Origin of the sequence: Specibacter sp. AOP5-B1-6, from assembly GCF_052376555.1 — a bacterium.
Taxonomy (GTDB): Bacteria; Actinomycetota; Actinomycetes; order Actinomycetales; family Micrococcaceae; genus Specibacter.
Window position 1 is genome coordinate 15,395 of the sequence record NZ_JBQSVT010000011.1, and the last position, 24,183, is coordinate 39,577.

Sequence of the window (24,183 nt, forward strand, 5' to 3'; positions counted from 1 at the left end):
CTTAAAGGATCTTGCCGATGGGCTGTTTCTTCTCGGCCTGGAATTTGTCTTCGGTGCGCCCGTAGGCCCAGTAACCCGAGAGCGAGACCTGCGAATGTTCAAGGCCGCGCTGCTTGAACAACAGCTCGCGCATTGCCTTCATGTATTCACGTTCTCCGTGGACAAACGCGTCGACCGTACCGGCAGGCCACGGCCCGTTGGCCACGGCGTCATGGAGCACCGTGCACTGATCCGGCGCCGTGCCGTTGCGGAAAACCCAGGTGAGTTCAACGCCGTCGGGCTTCTCCAACGGCTGGATGTCAGCGGCGGTGTCAGCCTCGATGTAGGTGTGGCCGCGGGCGTCGGCCGGGAGTGATTCCAGCGCGGCGGCAATGGCCGGCAGGGCCGACTCGTCGCCGGCAAAGAGATGCCAATCGGCGTCGGTGTTGGGCTTGAATGCGCCGCCTGGGCCACTGAAAATAATGCTGTCGCCCGGTGCGGCGGCCGCAGCCCACGGCCCGGCCAGCCCCTCTTCCCCGTGCACCACAAAGTCGATGGCAATTTCCTGCGCGGCCGCATCCAGCCAGCGAACGGTGTAGGTGCGGGTCACGGGCCAGTGCTCAGGCGGCATGGTGTCCCGGACCGCAAACACGTCCACCGGCTGGGCATAGTCCACGCCCGGCTGCAGGAAATGAATCTTCACATACATGTCCGTGGCGTCCTTCGCCTCAAATTTCGCCAGCTCGGGGCCGCCGGCAACGATGCGCACCATGTGCGGGCTGAGCTGTTCGGTGCGGACGACCTGAAGTGCGATTTGAACGCGGGGACGGGGCGTGCGGGCGGGTGCTGCGGCGGGGGCGGTGTCGGCTGTTGTCACAGGAGGCTCCTCTTGCCGGACACGGGCCCGGCCTGGTTGGCGCGTCGCTCGCGCCTCGATAAGTTAGGTAGTCCTAACTACTCTAGGCCATGGGAGATGGTCCAGTCGATCGGAGTGGCGCCTTGCGCTACCAGCAGATTGTTGACGCGGCTGAATGGCTTGGAGCCAAAGAATCCCCGCGACGCCGACAGTGGGCTGGGGTGGACCGACTCGACCACCGCGGTGCCTGCCAGCAGCGGAGCAAGGCGCTGGGCATCCCGGCCCCACAGCACGCTGACCAGCGGCTTGTTCCTCGCCGCCAGCGCCGCAATGACCGCCTCCGTGACTTCTTCCCACCCACGACGGCGGTGCGAACCTGCCGCTCCCGGCGCCACCGTGAGGACCCGGTTCAGCAGGAGCACGCCCTGCCCGGCCCAGGCGCTGAGGTCGCCATGGGCGGCCGGGGCGATGCCCAGGTCGGCTTCGAGTTCCTTGTAAATGTTGTTCAAGCTGCGGGGGAGCGGGCGTGTTGCCTTGTCCACCGAGAATGCCAGGCCCACCGAGTGCCCCGGTGTCGGGTACGGGTCCTGGCCGACAATCAAGACCTTCACCTCCGCCAGGGGCGTGCCCAACGCACGCAGCACCTGGGTGGGCGCCGGCAGGAAGCGGGTTCCGGCGTCGTACTCCTTGGCCAGCATGGCACCGAGCTTGCGCAAGGTGGCATCCAAGGGGGCCAGTGCGGCTGCCCAGTCGGGGGCCATCATGGCCAGGGGATCTGTGTGCAATGCGGCCAGTGCCTGCAACTGCAGGGAGTCCCACGGTGCCGGGGCTGGCAGGTCAAAGAGTCCGGGAGTGCTGTCCATGGTCTCCATTGTGGCTCATCGGCGGCGGGCGCGCGGTCCAGTTCGCCGTCGTTCATTCCTCCACAACAGGTGCCCGGCCATGAGCTGTCCACAGGCGCCCAAATGACATAGCTGTGATTCGCCCTTATTATGGACAGAGCGGGCCATCGACCATGGGCCGAAACTCGAGAATTGCAAGGGAGGGCTGTTGTGGCCGATGCAGTCCGGCACGGGCAGGACCCGGTGGATCACGCCGCAGTGGACCATGCCCCGGCCCCGGCGGATCATGCCCTGACGGACTCCGCCGCAACGCCGGCAGCCCGGGACGATATCAGCGAACGCGATGGCCGGATGCTTGACCTGGAACGGCAATGGTGGAAATATGCCGGCGCCAAGGAACAAGCCATCCGTGACATGTTCGACCTTTCAGCAACCCACTATTACCAGGTCTTGAACGCCCTGATCGACACGGACGCAGCATTGGCCCATGACCCCATGCTGGTCAAACGGTTGCGTAGACTACGTACGTCACGTCAACAGGCCCGATCCGCACGCCGGCTGGGCAACTGACGCGCACCTCACCCAACGTACCCACAAGGACAACACTGCACAATGAGTAAATACCCGCGGGATGAATTCGACGCCGTTGAGGAAAGTTCGGCACGCCACGGCGTCCACCGGACCTCGATGGGGCCGCAAAGGCGCTCGTTGATGCCGTTGATGATTGTTGGAATTGCGGTGCTGTGCGTTGGCCTGCTGGCATTTTTCATCGTGCCCAAGGTGCTCAACAACACCACGGCGCCCCAGGCCGCGGTGAACTCATCGTCGGCTCCCGCAACAACCCCGGCCGCAGATATTCCCACCGAAGCGCCGACGACGGGGCCGGAGGCAGCCCCGGAGCCCACGCCTGAGCCCACGCCCGACTCCGTGGTCGACAAGAGCGCCCCGGTGGCAATTTTCAACGCAACCGGCATTTCCGGGTTGGCCGCACGGTACTCCGGGCTCGTCACGACCGACGGGTGGAGCGTATCCCAGTCGTCCAACTGGGCAGGGCAGCCTCAGACAACGTCGGTCATCTTCTACAACGGTGTGGAGCAGAAGGCCAACGCGGACGAACTTGGTGCCTTGTTGAACATTGTGACCATGGTTGACACCGCAGAGCTGGGAATCCCACTCGCGGTGGTGTTGGGACCCGGCGCCTAACTCCCACCCCGCACGGCAACGGCCCCCACGTCAGCGATGTGGGGGCCGTTGCCGTTAAAGTTCGACGGCGGTGGGGCACCTTTGCTGAAAAGGTGCCCCACCGCCGTCGTGCTTCAGGCACCGCCACCCGGGTTGGGGTGAACGGGGCCGGGAGCGGCTAGTCCTTCAGGGGAACTCCCTTGGCATCTGTGCGGAAGCTGTCGTGGCCGACGAGGATCAAGATGCCCTCGACCAAGCCCCAGATTCCCATGATCGGGTAGAGGGTGCCGACGCTGATGACGGAGACCAGAAGCTGGATCAGCGCGATCTTCGTCTTGCCCAGGTAGAAGTTGTGGATGCCCAAGCCGCCGAGCAGGATGCCGAGGATGCCGGCAACCACCTTGGACTTCTGCTCTCCACCGGGAGCCACGCCATACCCCGGCTGCTGGTAGCCCTGCTGGGCGCCGGGCTGCTGGTAACCCTGCTGCATGTTCTGCTGCGGATAGCCCTGCTGCGCGCCAGGCTGTGGGTAGCTGGGAGCCTGGGTTTCCGACGGCTGCTGGTAGCTCGGAGCAGCTGGGGGTTCGAACGACGCGGGAGCCTCGTAGCTTGGGGGTGCCTGACTGCCGGAAGCGGACCCGGCGGGCTGGTCATAGCCGGCAGGAACTTCGGGGGCGGCCGGCGGAGTTTTTTCGGGGTTGATATTTTCACTCATGGTGTCTCCTGGTGCTAGTGCTGTGGCACACGCCGCTGCCGGGAGGCAGGATGTAAATTGCTTATGCGTGCATCGGAATACTTACAGGCACCACGCTATCTGTTCAACGGGCAGTCGGAAAGGGCGGCCCGCCAGCGAGTCGGGAATGTGTCATTTGGATCGGTGCCACATTGTCTCGATGCCACGTCGTGCGGCTTTGCTGGCCTCTGCGTGCTTTTGCTGGCGTTCGCCACAAGCTCATACTCGGCCTCCCGCTTGCACTCTGTGGTGCCGGGTGCTAATTATTGAGTTAGCACTCTGAGGTGGTGACTGCTAATTGATAGCTGTTCAGCCGCCGTCGGAGGATTGAACTTTCCTCATTGGGCGAGGGTTCGCGGCCGGTGTAAATAGATCATCGGCTGGGAATCCGTCCGTCGCGGGCGCCGCAATGAGGATCTCTGTATCCGAAATGACTGTCCCGAAAGGACTGAAGCCTCCATGGCCAAGCTCATTGCATTTGATGAAGAGGCACGCCGCGGCCTTGAGCGTGGGTTGAACATCCTCGCCGACGCTGTCAAGGTCACCTTGGGCCCGCGCGGTCGCAACGTTGTTCTCGAAAAGAAGTGGGGCGCACCCACAATCACCAACGATGGTGTTTCCATCGCCAAGGAAATCGAACTTGACGATCCTTACGAGAAGATCGGCGCCGAGCTGGTCAAGGAAGTCGCCAAGAAGACTGACGACATTGCCGGCGACGGCACCACCACGGCCACCGTGCTGGCCCAGGCCCTCGTCAAGGAAGGCCTGCGCAACGTAGCCGCCGGCGCCGACCCGCTGTCCCTCAAGCGCGGCATCGAGAAGGCTGTTGCAGCCGTCATCGAGCAGCTGCTCTCGTCCGCCAAGGAAATCGAGACCAAGGAAGAGATTGCCGCAACCGCGTCCATCTCTGCCGGGGATCCCGAGATCGGTGCACTCATCGCCGAAGCCCTGGACAAGGTTGGCAAGGAAGGTGTTATCACCGTTGAGGAGTCCAACACCTTCGGCCTGGAGCTTGAGCTCACCGAGGGCATGCGCTTCGACAAGGGTTACATCTCCGCGTACTTCGTGACCGACACCGAGCGCCAGGAAACGGTTCTTGAAGACCCGTACATCTTGATCGTGAACTCCAAGGTCTCCAGCGTCAAGGACCTGGTCGCCGTTCTGGAAAAGGTCATGGCGTCCAACAAGCCGCTGCTGATCATCGCCGAAGACATTGAGGGCGAAGCTCTTGCCACGTTGATCGTGAACAAGATCCGCGGCCTGTTCAAGTCCGTTGCCGTCAAGGCTCCGGGCTTCGGCGACCGCCGCAAGGCCCAGCTCGCTGACATCGCCATCCTCACCGGTGGCCAGGTCATCGCTGAAGAAGTCGGCCTGAAGCTTGAAAACACCACGCTCGACCTGTTGGGCAAGGCCCGCAAGGTTGTTGTGACCAAGGACGAGACCACGATCGTCGATGGAGCCGGCGACGCCGAAGCCATCGCCGGCCGCGTTGCACAGATCCGTGCCGAGATCGAAAACTCCGATTCCGACTACGACCGCGAGAAGCTGCAGGAACGCCTGGCCAAGCTGGCCGGCGGCGTTGCAGTCATCAAGGCCGGTGCCGCAACCGAAGTTGAGCTCAAGGAGCGCAAGCACCGCATCGAAGATGCAGTGCGCAACGCCAAGGCTGCTGTCGAAGAAGGCATCGTCCCCGGCGGTGGCGTTGCTTTGATCCAGGCAGGCGTTACGGCGTTCGAGGGCCTCAACCTGACCGGCGACGAAGCGACCGGAGCCAACATTGTCCGCGTTGCCATCGACGCTCCGTTGAAGCAGATTGCCTTCAACGCAGGCATGGAGCCCGGCGTAGTTGTGGACAAGGTCCGCGGCTTGCCCATCGGCCACGGCCTGAACGCTGCAACCGGCGTGTACGAAGACCTGCTGGCTGCCGGCGTGAATGACCCGGTAAAGGTCACCCGCTCTGCCCTGCAGAACGCGGCTTCCATTGCTGGTCTGTTCCTCACCACCGAAGCTGTTGTCGCCGACAAGCCTGAGAAGGCTGCTCCGGCCGGCGGCGGCGGAGACGACATGGGCGGCATGGGTGGCATGGGCGGCTTCTAGCCCCCAACCCCTGTTTGACTCGAAAAACACCCCTGCCCCGCGGGCAGGGGTGTTTTTCGCAAAAAGAGCGCGAAATCCATCCCCGCTACAGGCAGGGGTGTTTTTTGTGCCCAGGATTGGGTCGCGAAAGACGCCGAGCTTGCAATGCGATGTCAGTGGAGTCTGAAAGTATGGACTCATGACAATTGTTGCTGCTGCCGATGGTTCGGCTTTGGGAAATCCCGGTCCTGCGGGCTGGGCTTGGTACGTCGATGACAACTGCTGGGGTGCCGGCGGCTGGCCGCACGGAACCAACAACATGGGTGAGCTCATGGCAGTCCTGGACTTGTTCAAGTCCACAGCCCACCTCCCGGAGGAACCGCTGCACATCCTGTGCGACAGCCAGTACGTCATCAACAGCGTGACCAAGTGGATGCCCGGATGGAAACGCAAGGGCTGGCGGAAGTCCGACGGCAAACCCGTGCTCAACGTCGAATTGCTCAAGGAAATCGATGCAGCCATTGCCGGACGGAAATACACCTTTGAATGGGTCAAGGGGCACGCCGGTCACGACCTGAACGAAGCCGCCGACGACCGTGCCCGTGACGCCGCAACTGCCTATCAGGCCAAGCGGGCTCCAAACCCGGGCCCGGGCTTCCCTGGTGCCGTACAGTCCGCAATTGAAGGTTCAGCCGCCGAGGTTCCGGCTCCGGTTGGGGCTCGCGCAGCGGCCGGGGCGTCGGACAAGAAGCCGGTCTACGGCACTGCTGACCCCATGATCTCAAGTTCAACCGCGGGACAATTTTCGACTGCCCCCACACAGACCGCGCTGCTGCTGGACGAGTTGGAACAGCCAGATCTCTTTTCCATGCTGGATGACGAGGCCGACCCGGCCTTCACGGAGCAACGGCCAGCAGCGCTGGAAACCGTCGTGCAGCTCGAACGGGAACTTCTGGATCCCGCGGTTCGCGCCGATCCCTTGCGGGCAGGGGAGCTGTTGCATCCGGACTTTGAGGAAGTCGGAGCATCCGGCCGCCAATGGACCCGGCAGGAAATCCTGGAGATGTTCGCCGACGACGAATCGGACAGTGTGGATCTGCAGGTCCTGTCACTGGCCCAGCTGGACACCAACACCGCACTTCTGACGTATCGCAGCGTTACCCCGGCCGGCAGCACCTTGCGCAGTTCGCTGTGGCAATCTGACAACGGCCAGTGGCGCCTGCGTTTCCACCAGGGAACCCTCGAAAGCTGAGGATGGGCGGCCCACGCTCCCGAGGGTCCCGCTGCGTGTGTGGGTGTTGAGGGGGTGGTTGGGCCCACGCTCCCGAGGGTCCCGCTGCGAGCTTGCGAGCGGTGGGAGGGAGTGGGGACTAGCGCGTCGTGAACATCCGAGTGTTGGCATCCTCCGCCTGTGCGTACTGGGTTGCGGCCATGGACAAGGCACCGTTGATGCTCTCGAGTGAGGCCTCAACCCGCAGCTCGGTGGCATGCCATTCCTGCAGCAATGCCTGAAAGTTGGTGGCGGCCGATCCTGTCCACGTGGACTGGAGGTCCAGGAGGTTGCGCTTCATGGCGTCGACCTCCATCCGGATTCGATCCACGGAGCCTTTGACTGCTGTGCTTTTAAGCGCAAGGTCGTCACTGTTGACGTTGAACTGTGCCATGGGAGGGGCCCTGTCTGGGAGTTGGGGATGGCTGACCATCGCTGACAATTCCCAGCCTAGAAGCCGCTGATTTGCGGCGGAACCCGTCCCGAGGAAACAGTGGACGGCCTGGTCCGCTGGTGGGCCTGTGGAGGAATCAGTGCCGGTGCCCAGCCTCAGGCAGCCCCAGTCGAGCCGGGCCCAGCCGCTCCGGTGCCCGTGCCGTCGTCGTCTGTTCCGTCGGCGTCAAGAGGCTGGTAGGGCAGCTCAATCACCAGCGTTGCGCCGCCGCCGGGGGTCTGCTCCAGACGGACCGTCCCTTCGTGCGATGCCACAATGGCGGAAACAATGGCAAGTCCGAGTCCGCTGCCTCCGGTGTTCCTGTCACGGGAGGAATCAGCGCGGTAGAAACGTTCAAAGACGCGCGGGGCTTCATCTTCCGAGATGCCCGGTCCGTGGTCGCGGATCTTGATGACGGAGAACTTCTTGCCATCGTCGTCGCGGGTGCCCACCATGATCTCAATGGGGGAGCCTTCGGGTGTGTAGCGCAAGGCATTGCCCATAAGGTTGGCCACGACCTGGCGCAATTTGGCGTCGTCGCCGACGCTGGGCGCGGGGGTTCCGGGGCCGCCGTCGAGCCCCACGACTTCAAAGGTTCTGTCATGTGCGGCCGCCCGCGCGTCCAACACGGCATCGTGGCCGATGATCAACAGGTCGACGGGCTTGATCTGCAGGGGCCGCTGCTCATCGATGCGGGCGAGCATGAGGAGGTCTTCGACGAGCTCGCCCATGCGCTTGGCTTCGCTCTCGATCCGGCCCATGGCGGTGCCGACGTCGTCCGGGGTTTGCAGGGCGCCGTGGCGGTAGAGCTCCGAGAAGCCGCGAATGGTCACCAATGGCGTGCGGAGCTCATGGGAGGCGTCAGCCACAAAACGCCGCATGCGCTTTTCCGAGGCCGTCCGGGCGGCAAAGGCATGCTCAATGTGGGCCAGCATGGTGTTGAGGGAATCGGAGAGCCGGCCCACTTCCGTGGCTGGGTTCTCAATGTCCACGCGCCGTGAGAGGTCTCCGGCGGCAATGGCTGCGGCGGTTTTCTCCACCCGGCCAAGGGGTCTGAAGGACCTGGTGACTGTCCAATAGGCAAACATGGTGCCAAGGGTGACAGCCAATATGGCCACACCGGCAATAACCACAGCCAAGCGGTCCAAGGTGACGTTCAAGTTCTCATAGGGCAGGCCAACCACCACGTAGCCCAAGTATTCGGGCCGGTCCTGGCTCATGTCCGAGACACCAAAGTTGAATTTCTGCGGGGCGATGACGCTGATCCGCCAGGCGGCGCCGCCGTCGCTGCTGGCAACAGTGAACTGCTTGCCGTTGAGCGCCTGTGCCTCTTCCATGGTGTAGGCGGGGTAGACGGGTTTGTCCTTGCCCGACCGGTTTTGGTCGGCCAGGGATCCGTCGTCGTAGTGAAAGCCCACGTAGTAGTCGAAACTAAAAGGCGATTGGCCGGAGCTTTGGGAATCGACAGTGCCGCGATCGACGATGGACTTTTGGAACGTCGTCAGCTGGGTGTCCATCTGGTCTTCCAGAAAGGAATGCAGCAAAAGGAACGTTGTGGCGCCAAGCGCCAGCAATGACACAGTCAACAGCGCGCTGATGATGGCCACCAGCTGTGAGCGCAGGGAGGCGTTCTTCCACAACGTAATCAAGGTATTTGCAGCGCGCTAGCGCTTGTCGGCCGTTCGCAGCACGTAGCCCACGCCGCGCTTGGTTTGGATCAGGGCAGGCAGCGAGGCGTCAATGTCCACCTTGCGGCGCAGGTAGGAGATGTACGATTCCACGATTGAGGCGTCGCCATTGAAGTCGTATTCCCACACGTGGTCAAGGATTTGGGCCTTGGACAGCACCCGGTTCGGGTTGAGCATCAGGTAGCGCAGCAGCTTGAACTCGGTGGGGGAGAGCTCCACCGTCTTGCCCGCCCGGCGCACCTCGTGGGCGTCGTCGTCGAGCTCCAGGTCCGCAACGCGCAGCACGGCGTCGTCGTCCTCCATGGGCTGGGTGCGGCGCAACACCGCGCGGATGCGGGCCACCACCTCATCCAGGCTGAACGGCTTGGTCACATAGTCGTCGCCGCCCACTGTCAGGCCTGTGACCTTGTCCTCGGTGTCGTCCCGGGCGGTGAGGAACAGGACAGGGAAATGCCGGCCGGCGGCACGCAGCCGGCGGGTCACGGTAAATCCGTCCATGTCAGGGAGCATGACATCCAGGACGGCAAGGTCGGGGTTGTGCTCTTCGGCTGCGGCAAGGGCTTCGCGCCCGTTGGCGGCGGCGATGACCTCAAACCCTGCGAAACGCAGGGAGGTCGAGAGCAGCTCACGAATGTTCGGCTCGTCGTCAACAACGAGCAGCTTGGCTTCAGGTCCGGTCTTTTTCACCATTTCAGTCTCCGACCATTGGCTGGGAATATGCTGGATATTCCGTGGGTAAGTGCTGTCAGCTTACGCCCAGTAAGTTCCCAGCTGCTAGTAGGGCACGCGAAAAATTTCCGCGTGGGTCCCGGATTCAGCGTTGGCAGGCAGGACAAGCTTCTTCATGAACGCCGTGTCGCCGTTGGCCAGTGCCCAGTCCAACAGTTCCCGGCGCATGCCTTCAAGCACCCGTTCATGGCTCCGCTCGACCGCCAGATTTCGTTGTTCTCCGGGGTCCGCAGCCAGGTTGTGCAGTTGTTCCCGGTGGGCGCCCCAGCTGTACACCGTGTATTTCCAGTCGCCATGTATGAGTGCCCGCCCCGAGGTGCCCGCCCCGGGAAGCGCAGCGCCGTCCTGAAATGAGGTTTGCACAACCACGGGCCCGGCCTGCGGCTGCAACGCCGACGGTGCGGAGAGCCCGTCCGGGGCCCGAATCCCGGCCACCTCGCACAGCGTTGGCAGCAGCCCCAGCACACCGGGGACGGGGGTGTCCACGACAGCAGCCGCCCGCCCCGGCACATGAACCAGAAACGGCACTTTGATGCATTCCTGGTGCATCGCGGTTTTTTGGTTCCAACCGTGCGCGGCGTCGCCGTCGCCGTGGTCGCTGACAAATACGACGGCGGTGCTCGCCAAGTCGATGCCGTCCAACAGTTGCCCAATGCGTTGGTCAACGCGCGCAACAAGTGCTGCGTAGGTGGCCCGGTAGCCGCGCCAGTCGTCCGGGGCGAAATTGGCTGTCCCGTAAACCCGGGCGGCGGCCGCCTGCTCCACGGAGACGGCCTCCGGCGCGTACGGAGCTGCCGAAAAGTTCGCAGGCAGCGGCGGCGCATCCGCCGCCGGCACGGTTTCAACGCTGCCGTAGGGCATGGGTTGGGAGCGGGCATATTCACAAATGGTGTGGGGGTCGTCGAAGGAAGCCACCAGAAGGAACGGGCGCTCCTGGTCGCGGTCCGCGAGCCAGCGCGAGCACGCCTCCACCAGACCGTCGTCGCCAAAAGGGTGGATCGGGGCGAAGCCGTCCTCCGCTGTGGCGCTGGCCTGCAGGGCATGCCACTTTCCGGCGTAGGCGCAGTCGAAACCCGCGGCCGTGAACCAATGGCCCAAGGATCCCGGTCCATGGCCGGGCTCCCCGACAGGCCCGGCACCCGCTAAGAGCCCTCCGACATTGGACATGATCCCCAGCTGGTGCGGATACCGGCCGGTGACCATGGCGCTGCGGGCCGGCACGCACAGCGGGAAGGGTGTGTACGCCTGGGTGAATCGCGTCGCCGATGCGGCTAGTTGGTCAAGGTTGGGAGTGTTGAAATGGTCATCCGTGGAGCGGCTGCGGGTCAGCGCATGGGCGGCAAATTGGTCGGCCATGATGAGCAGGACATTCATGCGTGTGCCACCAATTCTGTCCCCGCCAGTTCCGCCAGCGCGGTCGCCCCGGTCCATGTTTGGCCCGCAGCTGCCAAGGCCGCAACAAGCTCCCGGGCCCGGTCCCGCACCACTTCCGGTTCGACGATGTCGTGCAACTCGAAGGGATCATTCGCGAGATCGTAGACGGCGGTGCTAAGTCCGTCCCGCGGGGTGAAACGGGCAATGATCTTGCTGGTGGCGGTTCGCAGTCCGCGCACATCTTGGTCATTCTTGTCACGGGGGTAGTAAAAGTATAAGGACGACGGCGTGCCCAAAGCCCCATGTGGCCCTGTAGGAGGCGCGCCTCCACCTTGGGTGAGAAGCGCAGGGGAGAGGTCCTGCCCGTCCATGGTCTCAGGGACGTCTTCGCCAAGGCCCACGAGCCCTAAAAGCGTGGGGGCAATGTCGACGCTGGATATCCCCACCCGGCCACCGGCTGCAGTGTCGAGCTGTCCAGGCCAGCGCATGACCCAAGGGATCCGCATGGATTCCTCAAAGGGGACGTTTTTATAGAGCAGGCCGTGGCTGCCCATTTGCTGGCCGTGGTCGGAGGTGAAAATGACCAGTGTGTCCTCGGTCAGATCCAGCGCATCCAGGGTTTCCATCAGGCGGCCAAGTTGGGCGTCGATTGCACTGACAGCTGCATAGTAAAGTGGTGCGAATCCGGCGGCCTCCCGGCCCGCATCGGATGCCAGATCCACATTCGGTCGGTTCAGCAGCTCAGCGGCCGAAAGCTGTCCGTAGCTTGTGTCGTAACCGAACGGCAGCTGGTCGAAGGGCTGGTGCGGCGGGTTCCATGACACGGCCAGGGCAAAGGGCTTTCGGCCGGGTGAAGTCCCGCGTGCGGGACTCTCGGCGGGGGCTGAGTCGTCTGCCGAGCCGGGGCCGGATCCAGCGTCGGAACCGGTATCGGAAGCGCCGGCGGCCCGGCGCAGGTACTCGATCGCCACGTCCGTCTCATGGGCGGCCGACCATCCGGTGATGTTGACGCGTTGGTGCCGTCCGGCGTCGGACGTCCAGTAGTGCGGCGTGAGGTGCGCATCGGCGCAACCGTAGGAATACCAAAAGTCAAAGCCGTGGCGGCGGTCCAGCGGAGACCAGGCATCCCAGTAGCGGCCATCCTCGAGCGGGCCGGCGCCGTGGAGGGCGTCCTCGGGAACGGGCGCCTCCAGATGCCACTTGCCGATGTAGCCGGTGTTGTAGCCGGCATCGCGCAGCACAGCAGCCCAGGACGGGGCGTTCGGGCGCAAACCAACACCCCACGCGGCGGTTTCGGAGTTCACATTGTGGGTGACGCCGTTGGCTTCCGGATACTGCCCGCTCATCATCATGGCCCGGTGCGGACTGCACACCGGGTAGCTGCTGACCGCGTGGGTGAGGGACACGCCGTCGGACATCAGGGCATCCAGGAACGGGGTGGAAACAGGGTCGCCGCCCGGCTCCAGGCACATGGCCCGGAACTGGTCGGCGACAATGAACAGCAGATTGGGTGCGGGCACTATTTGCCCATGCCCAGGGTCAGGCCTTCGGTGAGGCGGCGGCCCAGCCAGATATAGATGATCAGCATCGGCAGGACCACGATGCACAGGCCCGCGAACAACCCGCCCCAGTCGGCGCCGGAGTACGTCTGCTGCTGCACAAAGGAAATCAAGGCAACGGGCAGCGTGTACTTTTCGGTGGACTGGATCAGGGTCAGCGCCAGCAGCGTCTCGTTCCAGTGTGCAACCACCTGCAGGACAAACGCGGTCAGGATGCCGCCCTTGGCCAGCGGCAGCGTGATCTGGACGAAGGTGCGCAAGGCGGTGGCGCCGTCGAGTGCGGCGGCTTCCTCCATTTCCATGGGCAGGCTGCGGAAGAACGCCGTCAGCAGGAACACCGTGAACGGCATCGAGCCGGCAATGTAAACCAGGTTCAGCCCGATCAGGCTGTCGGTCAGATACACCTTGTTGAGCATGACGAACAAGGGGATGAGGATGACCTGTGCCGGGATGCCCAAACCGAGGATGAAGTACAGGCTCAACCCGTTCGTCAGGCGGCTTTCCACCCGGCTGAGGTAGTACCCGGCGGGTGCGGCGATGGCCACCGTCAGAAAGGACGAGACGGCGGTGGTGATGACGGAGTTGAACGTTGCCGTGGCAAAGTCGCTGACGGTCCAGGCTCGGACGAAGTTGGAGAAGTCCAGGCTGTCCGGCATGCCCCAGGGGCTGCCGAGGATGGAGCGAGTGTCGCGGAACGCCTGCAGAACCATCCACAGCAGCATGGCGATGCTGACGGCAACAACGGCCCACAACAGGAACACGCCGATGCTGCGGACGACGTTGTTTTCAGCACGCAATGCCGGGCTGACACCGCGGTGGTTCTTGCTGCGCTTTTTCCGTGTGGGTTCGGGGCTTGACGGGGTGCCCGTGGGGGCTTCGTCGGGGGCGGTGAGAGTCGACATGGACAGATCCTTAGAATTCAACGGCGTCACGGCGCATGGCGCGGCGCAGGAACACCACGAGGACGGAGACCAGGGCCAGCGAGATGATGGCGGAGGCCGTGGCCGCGCCGTAGGCAGGCGTGGACTGGCCGGAGAAGGCAGTCACGTAGGTGTACACGGCGGTGGTCCAGCTTTGTGTGGGCGGGATGCCGGCACCGCTGCTGCCGCCAAAGACCCAGATGATCTCAAAGATCTTGATGGAGGAGATGGTCCACAGCACGGCACAGGTGCCAAACACGTCCCAGGTCAGGGGCAGGATGACGTAGCGCAGCCGCTGGAAGGCAGTGGCGCCGGCCAGGGCGCAGTCTTCGTAGTAGTACGGCGGGATGCGGTCGACGCCGGCCATCAAGATGGTGGTGAAGTAGCCGGTGGTGGTGGCCACCAAGGTTGCCATGATGAGCGGGAAGATGTTGTCTTGGGCCAGCCATGCCGGCGGCTCGGTGATGCCGAGGGGCTTGAGCAGGGTGTTGACCATGCCGCCGGGGTTGAAGATGAAACCGGCCAGCACGCCGAAGACCAGTGCGTTGATCAGGTGGGGGAAGAAGATGACGTTGCGGACAATCTTCTTGCCTGCCATGTCACGCAGCACCAGGGTCATGGCGAAGGCCAGGATGAAGATGGCCGCGCCAACCACGAACAGCAGCAGGAGGGTGTTGCCGAAGGACTTCATGAACAAGTCATCGCGGAACACCATAATGTAGTTCTTGAAGCCAACAAACTTCATGGGGCCGGAGCCGGCCCATTCGTGCAGGCTGATCCAGGCCGCGCCGATGGCGGGAACAATGAAGAGGACCGTATAGATGACAAATGCGGGGCCAACGAAGGGTACAAGAAGCTTGCGCCGTTGTCGGTCAATGCTGCTCCCGCCCTGTCCCCGCGCCGCGGCGGCTGCCGCGGCGCGGGAACGACGGGCTGTTGTGCTGGACATCAGCTGTTGTCCTTCCAGTACTGGACGGTTGCGCTCTTCATCTTTTCAACGAATTCCGCGGCGTTGATCTTGCCCAGGAACAGCTCGTCGTTGATGGGCCAGAGGATCTTTTCAACGTAGCCGGGGTAGGTGACGCCGTCGTTCTGCAGGTAGATTTCCTCGGCACTGTCCAGGGCTTTCTTCACGGCGATGAGTTCAGGGGCGGTGGCGGCATCGGTGCGGATGGGCAGGACCTTGGCGTCGGTGCCGTAGGCGTCCTGGTATTCCCGCTTCAGCATGTGGGTTGCCAGCTTCTGTGCCAGCTCCTGGTTCTTTGCCTTTTTGGGAATGGCCCAGCCAACAAAGTCGGCGCGCACCGAGGCGGGTTTGTCGTCAACGGGAGGGAACGGGAAGGAGGAGAACTTGAAGTTCTCCGAGGCGTAGGTGCCTGTTTCGGTGGGGATCCAGGAACCGTTAAGCATGAGCTCGGCCCCGCCCGTTGCCCAGACCTGCTGCTGTGCGGGCCACTTGCTGGCGTTGTAGCCCTTGATCAGGTAATCGCCCTGGGCGATCTGCTCAACTTTTTTGGCCGCCTCGAGGACGCTCGGTGCGTCCCAGGCGGCGCCTGACTTGTCCTCAACCACCTTGGCGAAGGAGCCGGTGCCATCGGTGCGCACCAGCGCTGTGGTGAACCACATGGAGTTGTAGCCGGCAATGTCGCCGTCGGCGGCCAGGGGCACCTTGCCCGCAGCCTTGTACTTGTCCAGCAGCGTGATGAACTCATCCCAGGAGGCCGGGGGAGCGGATTCCAGTTTCGGGTTTGCCTCGGCGTCATACCAGATGCCGTCAGAGCTCAGGCTGTACGGCAGCATCCACGGCTTGCCGTCCTTGTCCGAGATATTGGAGACCTCCAGGTACTTCTTCGGAATCAGCTCCGAAACTTTTGTGCCGTCAACCTCGGCCGCATACGCGGCGTCCAGTGGAAGGGCCTCTCCGGTGTTGCCCAGGACGGGGGCCAGCTTGGCATAGGGGCCGTCAACAATGTCGGGGACGTTGTTGGTGTTCAGTGCCGGCACCAGCTTCTGGATGTTGGAACGTCCCTGCCACTGCACCTTGACGGTGGAGCCGGTCTCCTTCTCGAAGTCGGCGATGGCCTTCTCGATGACCACCTGCTGTGGTTCGCCAACCTTCCACATGGACCAGTACGACAACGTGCCGCCCTCTGCGCCTGGTTCGCTGACTTCGCCGCCACAGGCGGAAAGTGCCATTGCTGCACCGGCCATCACGGCCAGCGTCCGGACAAAACGGAATTTGCGTGTCATTGAATACACCCTTGCTTCAAGTAGTTGTGCTGTGCATCACGGGTCAGTGAGAACACTCAAACAGGCTGGAAAGAAAGGATTCAAGGAGTACTTTGGAGTATCTTTGCAAGGCGTTTCCCGCTACCCTGAACAAAAATGGCAGCCGCGGCCGTGTAGTGCCGCTGAATGGGCACAATACTTGCCGAGGGGAAAGAGGAATCTTCCAAGTCCTTATGGATTCCTCCCCTAAGTCTTTGGCACACTCAAGCCATGCGAGAGTGTGAAAGGGAACCTTGAACAAGAAACCACTGGCAGGAAAGATCCGCGACACGGACTCCAGGGAGCTGAAATTCCAGGCACTGGCCGGAGATTTGCGCCGCGGCATCCTGGCCGGCACTTGGGCCGTGGGCGCCAAGCTGCCCACCGAGGCGCAGCTGGCGGCCGAGACCGGGTTGTCCCTCACCACGGTGCGTCGCGCCTATGAAGAGCTGGAACAGTCGCAGCTGGTGGTGCGCCGTCAGGGTGCCGGCAGCTTCGTCGCCGAGCGTCAGCCTGCCCGCCGCCGCTCCCGGTTCACGGTGGGCGTGCTCCTGCCCGACACACAGCTCTACTATCCGCGCGTGCTGCAGGGCATCGAGGAAACCCTCTCGGCGCAGGATGTCAGCCTGCGCCTGGCCACCTACAATTACCTGCCGGAGCGCGAGGATTCAAGCATCCAGTTCCTCATCGATGCCGGCGTGGACGGGCTGATTTTGGTGCCTACACTCACCGGCATCCCGGATCCGCAGCAGCGCGTGCGGGAGCTGAACTCGCTGAACGTCCCCGTGGTTTTGCTGGAACGCAGCCTCATGGATTTGGGCCCGGGAGACCGGACCGAGCATGTGTGTTCGGACCATCAAGGAGGCGCGTACGACGCCGTCACCCATTTGCGCGGCCTGGGCCACCGACACATTGCTCTCCTCACACGATCCAACACGCCCACTGCGCCGGCCATCGAGGCCGGGTACGAGCGGGCCGCGGCCGACCTGGGCTTTGAACCCCTCGTGCTGAGGGCACTGAAGGCCGAGTGGGAGGCCGGGGCCGCGGAACGATTGTTGCAGGACATCCTCGTCTCCGGCGCAACAGCTGCCCTGGTCTTTGGCGACAGGGAGGCGGCCTTGTTGGAGGGCGCGGCACGGCGGGCAGGAGTGAGCATCCCCGCAGACCTGGCGCTGGTTTCCTACGACGACGAGCTGGCCGACCTGGCCGAGGTGCCGCTGACAGCGGTTTCCCCCGCAAAGCACCGCATGGGGAAGATGGCGGCCGAGATCCTGCTGCGCCGCCTCGTCGAGGGCGATGACTGCCCCGTCCACCAGGTCCGGCTGCGGCCGCGCCTGGTGGTGCGCGACTCCTGCGGGGCAAAGAACAGCGCTGAAAAAGGCGCCCACAAACTACAACAACGTTTACAGAAATGAGTGAATCATGCGCTTGGGAATTATTGGGGCAGGTGCGGTCGCCGGACTTCATGCACAGGGAGCCGCCGACCTGCCAGGGCTGACCCTGGCCGCGGTATGCGATTTGAATGCGGACACGGCCGCGAAGGCTGCCGGCCCCTGGGGTGCCGCCGTCTATACCGACTACCAGGAAATGCTGGCAGCGGGTGTGGTGGACGCGGTCGTCATCAACACACCGCACAGCCTGCACAAGGACATGGTGGTGGCTGCCGCCGCGCACGGCGTGCATGTGCTGGTGGAAAAGCCCATGGCCACAACGCTGGCGGACGCCCGGATCATGGAGGAGGCGTGCGCCGCGGCCGGTGTGGTCATGGTGGTGGGCATGATCCAGCACTTCATGGCTGAAAAGCTGGCGCTTCTTGCGGCGTTGGAATCCGGGGTGCTGGGCCGGGTGCTCATGATCCACGACTACCGCAGCACCGACTACCGCCCCGGCTCCCGTCCCGACTGGTTCTTTGACAAGGCCGTCTCCGGCGGCGGAGCGTTCATCAACATTGGCGCACACTGCCTGGACCGGAGCTTGTGGATTGGTGGCGCCCCGGCCGTGCGAATTTCCTCGACCACCCTGAACCGTTTTGGCGCGCCTGTGGAGACCGACGGGACCATGGAACTGTTGCTGGCCAACGGTGTCCAGCTGCGCATCGCCATTGTCTCCGACACCCCCGAGCACATCGATGAAATGCTCGTTGTGTGTGAGTTCGGCACCGTCACCGTCGATCCGCGCCAGGGCACGTTCATGGAGGTCGACGGCGTCCGCACCGTGCTGCACACCCGATCGGCCCGGGACATCCAGGACGCGTTCACGGCGCAGCTGGCCGACTTCTTCGCGGCCGTGGACAGCGGTGTGGAGCCGGCCGTCAGCGGTGACCACGCCAAGCATGTGGTGGAGCTGGTCCTGGCAGCCTATGAATCCGCTGAGAGTGGGGCTCCGGTGGAGCTTTCCCCGGCACTGGCCCACTGAACCACGCGGAGAGGCAAGGCAAGGGGCGGATCATGTGATCCGCCCCTTTTGTATCGAATACGGTGCCGGACAGGCGCCGAGCACGGAGCTGCCGGCCTAGCGGTGCAGGCCGATTTTCGCCGTGCGGCCCATGAGCCCGGCCGTGTTGACCGTGACGACTGTGCTGCCGTCGGCGTCCAGTGACAGTGTGGCACCTGCGCCGGAGGTGATGCGCCGGTATTTGGTGCCGGCAATGGTCACCGCAACAGACTCGGCGGCCTGGGTGGGGTCGGCCACGGCCAGTGTGCCCTGCCCCGGGTTGCCGTCAAAGAGCACGCAGGCGGCGCGGTCCGCGGAGATGGATCCCACCGTTCCTGGCTGCCAGAAGATGGCGGCTTCCTGCTTGACGCCGAAGGAAACACCCTGCCCCACGGCGTCATTGCGCAGCACCCGGGGCGCCTTGCGAGCTGCCTTCTCCGTGTTCTTCGGGGTGGCCCCGGGCAGCAGCGCATAGGCGTAACCGGCGGCATCCGGGTTGGCGCCGTGGCTGATCAGCAAGGTGGCGTACTCGCGCTGGATGGCCGCGACGGGGCCGCTGGTGTGGATGTTTCGCCACGATCCTTCGCGTTGTTCCCGCAGCACCGTCACGGGTTCGTCCCCCAGGAAAAGGTAGCCTCCGGTGCCGTCCACGTGCGCCCACGTGGGGTTCTCGTGGACCGCGGTGGTTCCGATGGGCGCGGTGTGCGTCCCGCCGTCGACGGTTATGTTGGCCCCGCCTTCTGAACCGAGGTTGCGGTGTTCGACAACGGTTTCCACCGGTGCGGTGCTGCCCGTGTGGATGTCCGCACCGAGGGCCACCACCATGTCGGGGGCGTAGAACCAGGCCTTGCGGGCCGCCATGCCGGTGCCTCCCGGGGCAATCAGGTGCATGCCGACTGCGCCGTTCCGGCCCAGGGTAGTGCCGCCGGTCCATTCATTCTTGGGCGTGATGGCTCCCCACTGCCCCTCGACCCGTGGTGGCAGTGGCGTGGCGTCTGCCGTGATGCCGGGCAGCCGGCCAAGGTTTGCGGTGGGCCAGAATTCGTCGTCAAAGTGGTCGGCCTTGCCCGTGTAGAGGTAGCTCAGGCCGGAGCCTGTCTGGGCGCCCAAATCGTTTTCGCCGTTGCCGCATTCGTACCAGGAGATGCGGTTGCTGCACAGGCCAAGGCTCACAGCCCAGCCGTTGCCGCGGTACACGGAGCGGTCCATGCCGGCGAAGAAGCTGTGGCCCGTCGCCTCGGCAATGGGTGCCGTGCCGGAGACGGCCAGCTCCTTCAGCAGCGCGTTGCGGGGAATGGAGGCGCCTGCCATGGGATTCTCAAAGGTGTTCCGCGAGATCCAGCCCTGGCACAGGCCGCGCCAGCGCGCCGCCGTGGCCGGGTCCACCGCACGGGCAAGCAACAGGATCGATTCAATGGCCATGTCACCATTGGTGTAGCTGCGCTCGTTGGCACGTGAAATGGCGCGGCCGCGGACAGCGTCCATCATTTGGCCGTTGTGCAGGAACGGTGCAAAGGAATCCTCCACCGTCTTGAACAGGATGTCGCGGCTGGGGTCCGACACCGCATGATCCGACTCACCCAGCAGGGAGAACAGCTTGGCGAGGCCGCTGAGCAGCACCAGTCCGTACGTTCCCGTGTAGGCGATGGTGGAGTGCTGTACAAAGGAACCGTCGGAGAAGAAGCCGTTGCCACTGGTGACGTACTGCCACACGGGACTCAGTGCGTTGATGGCTGCCGCGAGCCGGACGGGGTCGTTGCCAACAATTGAGCGGATGATGATGCCCTGGCAGATATCCACGCGGTTGGCGCCCTCGGAGATGATTTTGCCGCGTTCATCAGGGAACTGCATGGTGGGCTCGGGAATGTAGTGGTCTATGGCTGCTGCATAGCGGTCCAGCAGATCCGCCGATACGTGGCTGCCAAGGATGGCCAGGGTTTCGCCCAGCGGCCGGGGCACACCGATTTCCCAGTTCCACCAGTTGCCGAACTCCTTCTGGTCCTTGTTGTAAATGAGGCGGTTGCTGTCCTCCAAGGCTGCCAGAATGTGGGCCAGCAATGTGGCGCTGCCCTCGTGTTGCGAGCCGGGGGTGGTCCAGGCGGCAGCCATTTGGGCCAGTCGCTTGAACGTCGTGACCACCTGTACATCGGAGGTGAACGCGGCGTCGGAGAAGACCTGCACCCGGCTTCCCTCCGGTAGCAGCCTTGCCACTGAATCGCTGACAGCGGAGTCCAGTGCGCCCAGTGACGCTGCGTAATCCGCATCCCCTGCGGTGATCAGTTTTCGGCCGGTGACCTGGTCGGCCCATCGCTCCCGCAAGGCAGCAAGCTGCGGGGCGCTGGCCGTCTCAGCGGCATGGGCGAGCGGGGCAAAGCCTCCGGCGAGCAGGCCAGCAAGTGTCAGGGCTCCCGCGCCCTGCAGGATGTGTCGTCGAGTCAGTCCATGCGTCATTGCATAATTCCTTTGCTTCTCGGGCCCCGATGCGTGGCGTCGGGGCGCTGCGGTATTTGGAAGTCAAACCCACCGGCACAAGAGGAATAAAGGACTACCTGTCAGGATGAACCTTTCGGACAGTGCCGCTACACCCGTCCCAGCTCGGCCCCGTGAACGCGCCCAGCGGGTCGGAGATGTTGCCGGGTCCGCCGATCGGGCGGTGCTGTCCCGCGCCGGCAACCGGCAGCGCGGCACCGTCAAACTCCGGCACGCCGTGCTCGGCAAACCAGCAGGCCAGCCGCGAACGCAGACCGGGAAGCGCGGGGTGCGGAACGCCGTCGTCCGTCTCTGCCGACATCAGGTTCACCCGCTCGCCGGGATCTCCGGCGAGGTCATACAGTTCGTGCGGCCCATGCGGGTGGCGGTGGACGTACTTGAGGTCGGGGGTGCGGATCATGCGCACCGGACCGTATTCGTCATAAACCACGACGGCCTCTGCCGCCCGTGCGTCCGAATCCGGCGTGGGAGCATCCACCGCGGCCGGGTGCAGCAGAGGAGCGAAGGAACTGCCGGGGCCCGTCTCGAAGGGGGCGGGGTTGAGCCCGGCGAGCTCAAGGATGGTGGCGGCAACATCGTAGGCGGAGAGCAACTCCTCCCGGAGCTGTCCTGCGGCGATGCGCCCCGGCCAGTGGAAAATCGCGGGGACCTTGACGGAGGAGTCATACATGTTTTGCGGGAAGGTCCCGTTGCCTTTGCCCCAGATGCCGTGGTGGCCCGCGTTAAAACCGTTGTCGCTGCTGAAAATCACCAGCGTATCGTCCCTGACGCCCAGCTCGTCCAGATGCGCCATGAGCCCGCCAATGGCGGCGTCCATGGCGCTGACGGCCGCGAAATACCCGACCAGGGCGGCGCGAACATCCGGTTCCCCGCCGATCGCCACCCCGTCAACGGTTGGCTGCCAGGGGTGGGGCTCCTCCTGCGGGCAGCTCTCGAAGGAGCAATCCGCGTAAAGGTCTTCAAACTCCTTGGGGTGTTGGCCCTTCCACGGTTTGTGCGGGGCCGTGTAGTTGATCGCCAGGAAAAAGGGTTCCTGGCGGGTGGCTTCCCGCTCGAGGAAGCCGTGGGCGTCTTCGGTGATGGCGTCGGTCAGGTACGTGGGGGCAACCTCGCGCTCGCCGTTGCGGTACATGGTTGCGCCGGTGTACGGGCTGCCGCCGCCTTCCAGCCCGTACCAGTGGACAAAGCCCTTGCGCGGGGCGTCGTTGGCACCCAAATGCCATTTTCCGGAGAGTCCCATCCGGTAGGCGTTGTCGGCCAGGACGTCGGTGAAAATATCCTGCCCGGCCAGGTAGTCAGGTGCCTGGGTGCCCACTTCGACGCCGGTCAGGTAGTCATGCACGCCGTGACGGGACGGAATTTGCCCTGTCATCAGGCTGGCCCGTGCGGGGGAGCAGACAGGGGAGACGCAAAAGAAGTTTTCCAGCCGGGTGCCGCCAGCCGCCAGCGCGTCGAGGTGCGGGGTGTGGATATCGTCATTGCCGGCGCAGCCCAACGCCCACGGTCCCTGGTCGTCGCTGAGAATGAAGACGATGTTGGGCAGAGCGGGCTGCTGGGACTTGGCGGGTGTGCTGGAGTGTCTGGCTACCGGGCCGGTCATTGTTGCTCCTTCGGGCGGGTAACCGCCAAAGACTAAGGGTAACCACAAGAGCTACCAGTGTTCCACAGGAGGAATAAAGGGGTATTGGAGGCGCCCCCCAGCATTGATGGAAAGCGGTTTCCCCATTAGTGTGGTTGAGTACGCTTGTTCACTATTGAAAGGTGCACCATGCCGTTGGCATTTTCCACTCTGGGGTGCCCGGGCGACTCCCTGGCGCAGGTCATAGACACTGCCCATGCAGCAGGAGCCACCGGGGTTGAGCTGCGGGCGGCCGACGGTGAGTTCGTGTTCGACGGCATGGGCGTCGAGGAGCGGGCCTCCGTTGCTGCTGCATTGGCCGACGCCGGGCTGACGGTACTTACGCTGGCCAGCTACGTCCGGATCTGTGCACCTGCCGGGGCTTCCGGTGAGCCCGGCGCACACGATCCCGTGCTCGCGGAGCTGCTGGCCGCCGTCGACCTTGCCGCCGATCTTTCCGCCGGAAATACCGGGACCGGCGCTCAGGTGCGGGTCTTTCCCGGTGCCGGGCTGGACCCATGCGGGCAAGGGGAGGCCCCCTCGGCTGACATGGCGGCGGCCGACCTCCGCGGCGCCCGGCGGCTCAATGCTGCAGCCGTCCATGCGCAGGCGCGCGGGGTGTTGATGTTGCTCGAAACCCATGACTCGCACCCGCGGGCCAGCGACGTGATGAGAATTTTGGCCCACGTGGCGCCCGATGCTCCGGTCAAGGTGATTTGGGATCTCATGCACCCCTGGCGCCATGACGAAACGCCTGCACGCACGGCCGAACTGCTGGTCGATTGGTTGGCGTATGCGCAGTTCAAGGACGGGGTGCGCAATCCGGGCGCCAATACCGTGACGCTCAGCCTGCCGGGCCAGGGCGAGCTGCCGCTGGACCGGATGCAGGACCTGCTGGCTGGCGTGGCCGCAGCACAGGGGATTTCCGATCCGTGGGTGTCGTTGGAATGGGAGCGTGCCTGGCACCCGGAGCTGCCGCCGCTCGCCGAGGCGCTGGTGGCGCTCAAGGCAGTTCTGGCCTGAGGAAGTCCCGGGGTCCGCCGCGCCAAAAAAACGCCTAACACCCTCTTGTATTCCTAATGCCATTAGGCGCACACTGGGGAGATGGACGTACTTAAGGACAGGCGCCAACTCCGTCGGCAGGCCACGATCGAGGAAATCCTCGCCGCCGCCGTGAAGCTGATGGCCCGCGACGGCGTGGCAGGGATGTCGCTCTCGGGCGTCGCCCGGGCTGTTGGCATGAAGCCACCGTCGCTCTACGAGTACTTCCCCTCGAAGATGGCACTTTACGACGCACTCTTCGCCCAGGGCAGCGCCGAACTGGCCGCGGCCGTGCGGGCTGCCGGCTACAGCACCGGGACTGATCCTTTGACGGCGCTGCTGGCCGGGGCGCGCGCCTACGTGGGCTGGCTGGTGCGCCATCCGGTCAGCGCCCAGTTATTGGTCTGGCGTCCAGTGCCGGGCTTTGAACCCTCGCCTCAGGCCTTCGCGCCCAGCGTTGACCTCATGGCTGAAACGCGGGCGCTCCTGGTGCTCGCCGTCGAGCGGGGCCGGTTGTTGCCGGCCGCCGCCACCGACGACGCCGTCCTGCTGTTCACCTCGGTGATCGCCGGCGTCGTTTCCCAGCAACTGGCCAACGAACCGCTCGGCGGCGCAGAGTCCGGCCGGTACACCCGGCTGATGGATCCCGCGATGGCCATGTGGCTGGCCCAATACACTCCCTGAAGGAGTAC

At 64.1% G+C, this 24,183-nt stretch carries 21 protein-coding genes; 8 read left to right on the top strand and 13 right to left on the bottom strand.

The genetic code is table 11. The features are described from left to right. Position 1 precedes the first annotated feature (1 nt). Complete coding sequence (locus ACT3TS_RS07440) at positions 2–856, bottom strand: siderophore-interacting protein (protein ID WP_444530869.1); 855 nt, start codon at positions 854–856, stop codon at positions 2–4. A 77-nt stretch (positions 857–933) separates the two neighbouring features. Then, positions 934–1,698 (bottom strand): uracil-DNA glycosylase, encoded by a 765-nt coding sequence (locus tag ACT3TS_RS07445; protein ID WP_444530870.1) that lies wholly within the window; start codon positions 1,696–1,698, stop codon positions 934–936. Positions 1,699–1,968: 270 nt separating this feature from the next. Here ACT3TS_RS07445 and ACT3TS_RS07450 point away from each other — a divergent pair, with 270 nt between their 5' ends. Both ACT3TS_RS07450 and ACT3TS_RS07455 read left to right on the top strand, forming a co-directional pair. Next, the gene (locus tag ACT3TS_RS07450) at positions 1,969–2,247 is read left to right on the top strand and encodes a DUF3263 domain-containing protein (RefSeq protein WP_444530967.1); all 279 of its coding nucleotides are present in this window, start codon (positions 1,969–1,971) and stop codon (positions 2,245–2,247) included. 42 nt (positions 2,248–2,289) lie between these two features. Continuing rightward, positions 2,290–2,880, top strand: a complete 591-nt coding sequence (locus ACT3TS_RS07455; RefSeq protein WP_444530871.1) for a LytR C-terminal domain-containing protein — start codon at positions 2,290–2,292, stop codon at positions 2,878–2,880. Positions 2,881–3,037: 157 nt separating this feature from the next. Here the strand turns inward: ACT3TS_RS07455 and ACT3TS_RS07460 are convergent, their stop codons facing one another. Next, positions 3,038–3,574: an NINE protein gene (locus ACT3TS_RS07460; protein ID WP_444530872.1), complete on the bottom strand. Its 537-nt coding sequence runs from the start codon at positions 3,572–3,574 to the stop codon at positions 3,038–3,040. A gap of 477 nt (positions 3,575–4,051) precedes the next feature. Between ACT3TS_RS07460 and groL the strand changes: the two genes are divergently transcribed. Beyond that, positions 4,052–5,689 (top strand): chaperonin GroEL, encoded by a 1,638-nt coding sequence (gene groL, locus ACT3TS_RS07465; RefSeq protein WP_444530873.1) that lies wholly within the window; start codon positions 4,052–4,054, stop codon positions 5,687–5,689. A gap of 178 nt (positions 5,690–5,867) precedes the next feature. Further along, positions 5,868–6,920, top strand: coding sequence for an RNase H family protein (locus ACT3TS_RS07470; protein WP_444530874.1), 1,053 nt, complete (start codon positions 5,868–5,870; stop codon positions 6,918–6,920). Positions 6,921–7,038: 118 nt separating this feature from the next. On the opposite strand, the gene ACT3TS_RS07475 is transcribed toward ACT3TS_RS07470, so the two are convergent. The 8 genes from ACT3TS_RS07475 to ACT3TS_RS07510 all read right to left on the bottom strand — a co-directional run bounded on the left by ACT3TS_RS07475 (position 7,039) and on the right by ACT3TS_RS07510 (position 15,891). Beyond that, the gene (locus ACT3TS_RS07475; protein WP_444530875.1) at positions 7,039–7,332 is read right to left on the bottom strand and encodes a WXG100 family type VII secretion target; all 294 of its coding nucleotides are present in this window, start codon (positions 7,330–7,332) and stop codon (positions 7,039–7,041) included. Positions 7,333–7,487: 155 nt separating this feature from the next. Continuing rightward, positions 7,488–9,020 carry a sensor histidine kinase gene (locus ACT3TS_RS07480; RefSeq protein ID WP_444530876.1) on the bottom strand — a complete coding sequence of 511 codons (1,533 nt, stop codon included), beginning with the start codon at positions 9,018–9,020 and terminating at the stop codon, positions 7,488–7,490. A gap of 15 nt (positions 9,021–9,035) precedes the next feature. Next, positions 9,036–9,746 carry a response regulator transcription factor gene (locus ACT3TS_RS07485; RefSeq protein ID WP_110484446.1) on the bottom strand — a complete coding sequence of 237 codons (711 nt, stop codon included), beginning with the start codon at positions 9,744–9,746 and terminating at the stop codon, positions 9,036–9,038. An 87-nt stretch (positions 9,747–9,833) separates the two neighbouring features. After that, entirely contained in the window at positions 9,834–11,162 is a 1,329-nt protein-coding gene (locus tag ACT3TS_RS07490; RefSeq protein ID WP_444530877.1) for a sulfatase family protein, read from the bottom strand. Next, a complete protein-coding gene (locus tag ACT3TS_RS07495) occupies positions 11,159–12,682 on the bottom strand; it encodes a sulfatase family protein (RefSeq protein ID WP_444530878.1) in 1,524 nt (507 codons plus the stop codon). Before ACT3TS_RS07495 ends, ACT3TS_RS07490 begins: the two co-directional genes overlap by 4 nt. Beyond that, positions 12,682–13,623: a carbohydrate ABC transporter permease gene (locus ACT3TS_RS07500; protein WP_444530879.1), complete on the bottom strand. Its 942-nt coding sequence runs from the start codon at positions 13,621–13,623 to the stop codon at positions 12,682–12,684. Before ACT3TS_RS07500 ends, ACT3TS_RS07495 begins: the two co-directional genes overlap by 1 nt. A 10-nt stretch (positions 13,624–13,633) precedes the next feature. Further along, positions 13,634–14,590: a carbohydrate ABC transporter permease gene (locus tag ACT3TS_RS07505; RefSeq protein WP_444530880.1), complete on the bottom strand. Its 957-nt coding sequence runs from the start codon at positions 14,588–14,590 to the stop codon at positions 13,634–13,636. Continuing rightward, positions 14,590–15,891 (bottom strand): ABC transporter substrate-binding protein, encoded by a 1,302-nt coding sequence (locus tag ACT3TS_RS07510; protein WP_444530881.1) that lies wholly within the window; start codon positions 15,889–15,891, stop codon positions 14,590–14,592. The genes ACT3TS_RS07505 and ACT3TS_RS07510 overlap by 1 nt, the downstream gene beginning before the upstream one ends. 272 nt (positions 15,892–16,163) lie before the next feature. Here ACT3TS_RS07510 and ACT3TS_RS07515 point away from each other — a divergent pair, with 272 nt between their 5' ends. After that, the gene (locus ACT3TS_RS07515) at positions 16,164–17,324 is read left to right on the top strand and encodes a GntR family transcriptional regulator (RefSeq protein ID WP_444530882.1); all 1,161 of its coding nucleotides are present in this window, start codon (positions 16,164–16,166) and stop codon (positions 17,322–17,324) included. 7 nt (positions 17,325–17,331) lie between these two features. Then, positions 17,332–18,324: a Gfo/Idh/MocA family protein gene (locus tag ACT3TS_RS07520; RefSeq protein WP_444530883.1), complete on the top strand. Its 993-nt coding sequence runs from the start codon at positions 17,332–17,334 to the stop codon at positions 18,322–18,324. Positions 18,325–18,420: 96 nt separating this feature from the next. Here the strand turns inward: ACT3TS_RS07520 and ACT3TS_RS07525 are convergent, their stop codons facing one another. Both ACT3TS_RS07525 and ACT3TS_RS07530 read right to left on the bottom strand, forming a co-directional pair. Continuing rightward, positions 18,421–20,793, bottom strand: a complete 2,373-nt coding sequence (locus tag ACT3TS_RS07525; RefSeq protein ID WP_444530884.1) for a polysaccharide lyase 8 family protein — start codon at positions 20,791–20,793, stop codon at positions 18,421–18,423. A gap of 94 nt (positions 20,794–20,887) precedes the next feature. Then, entirely contained in the window at positions 20,888–22,432 is a 1,545-nt protein-coding gene (locus ACT3TS_RS07530) for a sulfatase-like hydrolase/transferase (protein ID WP_444530885.1), read from the bottom strand. A gap of 168 nt (positions 22,433–22,600) precedes the next feature. Here ACT3TS_RS07530 and ACT3TS_RS07535 point away from each other — a divergent pair, with 168 nt between their 5' ends. Together ACT3TS_RS07535 and ACT3TS_RS07540 are read left to right on the top strand one after the other, a co-directional pair. Next, complete coding sequence (locus tag ACT3TS_RS07535) at positions 22,601–23,473, top strand: sugar phosphate isomerase/epimerase family protein (protein ID WP_444530886.1); 873 nt, start codon at positions 22,601–22,603, stop codon at positions 23,471–23,473. Positions 23,474–23,554: 81 nt separating this feature from the next. Next, complete coding sequence (locus ACT3TS_RS07540) at positions 23,555–24,175, top strand: TetR/AcrR family transcriptional regulator (protein WP_444530887.1); 621 nt, start codon at positions 23,555–23,557, stop codon at positions 24,173–24,175. The last annotated feature ends 8 nt before the right edge of the window (positions 24,176–24,183 follow it).